Origin of the sequence: Mesorhizobium sp. M7A.F.Ca.CA.001.08.2.1, from assembly GCF_003998455.1 — a bacterium.
Classification (GTDB): domain Bacteria; phylum Pseudomonadota; class Alphaproteobacteria; order Rhizobiales; family Rhizobiaceae; genus Mesorhizobium; species Mesorhizobium ciceri.
In genome coordinates this window covers 1-3,499 of the sequence record NZ_RZPW01000666.1, presented here as the reverse complement: position 1 = coordinate 3,499, position 3,499 = coordinate 1, and the positions used below count along the sequence as shown (strand labels likewise).

Here is a 3,499-nt window from a genome sequence, read left to right as displayed (position 1 = left end):
GGTCAATGGCCGCGCCCTGACTTCACCGGCCTTCAACGTGATGCCTGATGACATCATCCATCTCGACGGTATGGAAATCCCGCCGATCGAGCGCACAAGGCTGTTCCTGTTCCACAAGCCGGCCGGCGTCGTCACCACCAACCGCGATCCCGAGGGCCGCAAGACCGTCTTCGACGTGCTGCCGGCTGAATTGCCGCGGCTGATGACCATCGGCCGGCTCGACATCAACACCGAAGGCCTGCTGCTGCTCACCAATGATGGCGGCCTGTCGCGCGTGCTCGAACTGCCGGCCACCGGCTGGCTGCGCCGCTACCGCGTGCGCGTCCACGGCAAGGTCGAGGAAAGCGCGCTTGCCGGCCTGCGTGAAGGCATTGCCGTCGACGGCGTGTTTTACGGCGCCATCGAAGCGACGCTCGACCGTGAGCAAGGCACCAATGCCTGGCTGACGATCGGCCTGCGCGAGGGCAAGAACCGCGAAGTCAGGAACATCCTGGGTTCGCTCGGCCTCGACGTGACGCGGCTGATCCGTATCTCCTACGGGCCGTTCCAACTCGATGACCTCGCCGAGGGCCATGTGCTGGAAATCAAGGGCAGGGTGTTGCGCGACCAGCTTGGCGAGCGCCTGGTCGAGGAATCCGGCGCCAATTTCGACGCCGATGTCACCAAGCCGTTTTCCAACAAGCCGGTGCGGCGCACCGAAGTTCGCGAGCCGGAGCCGGAACGGCCGAAATTCACCCGCGATGGCGAGCGCCGCCCGATCGGCGAGGGCGGGTTGATCAAGAATCGCAAGCGCCGCGAAGGCAGCCGCGATGAGGCTCTGGGCAAACTGTCGACAAGCCCCGACAGAAACGCTGAGAAGAGTTTTGGCGAACGCGCCCCGCGTCCCGAACGCAGCTTTGGCGACAAGCCGCGCGGCAATTTCGGCGACAAACCGCGCGGTGGCTTCGGCGACAAGCCGCGTGGTGCTTTTGGTGGCAAGCCGGGCGGTGGCAAAAAGTCCGAGCGCGAGCAGCGGCCGATCGAGCCGCCCGGCCAGCGCAAGGCCAATGTCTGGATGGCGCCAGGCGCGCGACCGATCGGCAAGGGCAGGGCCGAAGCTGACGCCGCCAAGGCGGCTGACGCCAAGGCGCGCAAGGCCTCGTTCAAACCGACCTATGGCAAACCGGCCGGTGCAAAGCCGTTCGGCAAGCCGCGCGGCGAACGTCCGGGCGGGGCTGGCGGCGGTGAGCGTCCGCGCAACGGTCCCCGAGGCCCCAAAGCGAGATGAGAATCGTCGGCGGTGAGTTTCGCGGGCGTCCGTTGGCGACGCCGCGCTCGAGCGCCATCCGTCCGACGACCGATCGTACCCGCGAGGCGGTCTTCAACGTGCTGGCGCATCGCTTTGCCGAGCAATTGGACGGGGCACGCGTGCTCGACCTGTTCGCCGGCACCGGCGCGCTGGGACTCGAAGCGCTGTCGCGCGGTGCCTCCTACGGTGTCTTCATCGAGGAATCGGCGGAAGGCCGTGGCCTGATCCGCGACAATGTCGAGGCCTTCGGGCTCACCGGCCGCACCAAGATCTTCCGCCGCGATGCCACCGGCCTCGGCGAGGCCGGCACGCTGGCGCCGTTCGGCCTTGTCTTCGCCGACCCGCCCTATGGCAAGGGCCTTGGCGAGCGCGCCTTGCAGTCGGCCAAAGCCGGCGGCTGGCTTCGCCCCGGCGCGCTGTGCGTGGTCGAAGAGGCCGCGGTGGCGTCCTTCGAGCCAGGCCCCGGCTTTTCGGTGCTGGACGAACGCAACTATGGCGAGACCGTCATCCGCTTCATCGAGGCGGCCTGATACGCCTCGTATCCTTGGCCGGGCATCCATGGGCCGGCCTCTTTGCCGCCGCCTTTGCCGGCAACATGATCAACAAATCACTTTGCTTGTCGCCAGCACCTTGCCTATCGTCTGTCGACAGAACCGGAGCCGTTGATGACATCCAGGATTGAATGGCTGCGGGGAACGCTGTTGGCGACCTCCTTGGCTTTTGTCGTGACCAGCCCAGTGCTGGCCGAGAGCCCCGTCTTGCCCAACACGGTTCCGGCCGAGTTCAAGGTCACGGATTTCCTGCTCGACAACGGCATGGAGGTGGTCGTCATTCCCGACCACCGTGCGCCGATCGTCACCCACATGGTCTGGTACAAGATCGGCAGCGCCGACGAGCCGCCCGGCAAATCCGGCATCGCGCATTTCTTCGAACATCTGATGTTCAAGGCAACGACCAACCATGCGGCCGGCGAGTTCGACCGCGCCGTCTCCGATATCGGCGGCTCCAACAACGCCTTCACCTCCTACGACTATACCGCTTTCCACGAGACGGTGGCGCCGTCGGCGCTCGAGCTGATGATGAGCTTCGAGGCTGACCGCATGCGCAACCTCATCCTCACCGACGATGTCATCAAGACCGAGCGCGACGTCATCCTCGAGGAGCGCCGCTCGCGTATCGACAACAGCCCCGAGGCTGTGCTGGACGAGGAGGTCGATGCGACGCTGTGGCAGAACCAGCCCTATCGCATTCCGGTCATCGGCTGGATGCAGGAGATGCAGCAGCTGAACCGCGTCGACGCCACCGCCTTCTACGACAAATACTACCGGCCCAACAACGCCGTGCTGATCGTCGCCGGCGATGTCGAACCGGACACGGTGCGGGCGCTGGCCGAAAAGACCTATGGCAAGGTGGCGCGCGGCCCCGATCTGCCGCCCCGCATCCGCCCGGTCGAGCCGGAGCAGAACACCAAGCGCACGGTCACGCTCTCCGACGCGCGCGTCAGCGTGCCGAGCTTTTCCACGCAATGGGTGGTGCCGTCCTATCATTCGGGAAAGCCGGGCGAGGCGGAAGCGCTCGACCTCTTGGCGGAGATCCTCGGCGGCGGCAATCGCAGCCGGCTGTACCAGGCGCTCGTCGTCCAGCAAGGTATCGCATCCAGCGCCGGCGCCTTTTTCCAGGGCACCATGCTCGACGACACCAACTTCACCGTCTACGGCGCGCCGCGCGGCGATGCCAGGATTTCCGACGTCGAAGCGGCAGTCGATGCGGAGGTGGTGCGCATCGTCAAGGATGGCGTGACGCCATCGGAACTGGAAAAGGCCAAGGACCGCTATGTCAGGTCGATGATCTTTGCCCGCGACAAGCAGGATTCCATGGCCAACATCTACGGTTCGACGCTGGCCACCGGCGGCAATGTGCAGGACGTCCAGCAATGGACGGACCGCATCCGCAAGGTCACCGCAGACGAGGTCAAGGCGGTCGCCGCGCGCTATCTGGTGCTCGCCCGGTCGACGACCGGCTATCTCTTGCCGCAGCAACAAGCGGGGAATTGATGATGAATTCGATCCCCATGAGCGAGGCAGCCCCCTCATCCGGCCGCTTCGCGGCCACCTTCTTCCCGCTGGGGAGAAGAGGCTGGCGCCAGCGCTGGCAAGCTCCTCTCCCCGTCGGGGAGAGGTCAGCCGAGCAAAGCGGAGGCTGGTTGAGGGG

General features: G+C 65.8%; 3 protein-coding genes. All 3 read left to right on the top strand.

Annotated features, from left to right (window positions below):
* A partial coding sequence (locus tag EN914_RS28630) for a pseudouridine synthase (RefSeq protein WP_164778980.1) occupies nt 1–1,267 on the top strand: 1,267 nt, incomplete at its 5' end.
* The gene (rsmD, locus tag EN914_RS28625; RefSeq protein WP_024504838.1) at nt 1,264–1,818 is read left to right on the top strand and encodes a 16S rRNA (guanine(966)-N(2))-methyltransferase RsmD; all 555 of its coding nucleotides are present in this window, start codon (nt 1,264–1,266) and stop codon (nt 1,816–1,818) included. The genes EN914_RS28630 and rsmD, both read left to right, overlap by 4 nt.
* A gap of 135 nt (nt 1,819–1,953) precedes the next feature.
* Nucleotides 1,954–3,342 (top strand): pitrilysin family protein, encoded by a 1,389-nt coding sequence (locus tag EN914_RS28620; protein ID WP_024504837.1) that lies wholly within the window; start codon nt 1,954–1,956, stop codon nt 3,340–3,342.
* The last annotated feature ends 157 nt before the right edge of the window (nt 3,343–3,499 follow it).

What these genes read in the sequence shown, in the direction of transcription:
- rsmD (WP_024504838.1), top strand. Translation starts at nt 1,264, where the DNA reads ATGAGAATCGTCGGCGGTGAGTTTCGCGGGCGTCCGTTGGCGACGCCG.
- EN914_RS28620 (WP_024504837.1), top strand. Translation starts at nt 1,954, where the DNA reads ATGACATCCAGGATTGAATGGCTGCGGGGAACGCTGTTGGCGACCTCC.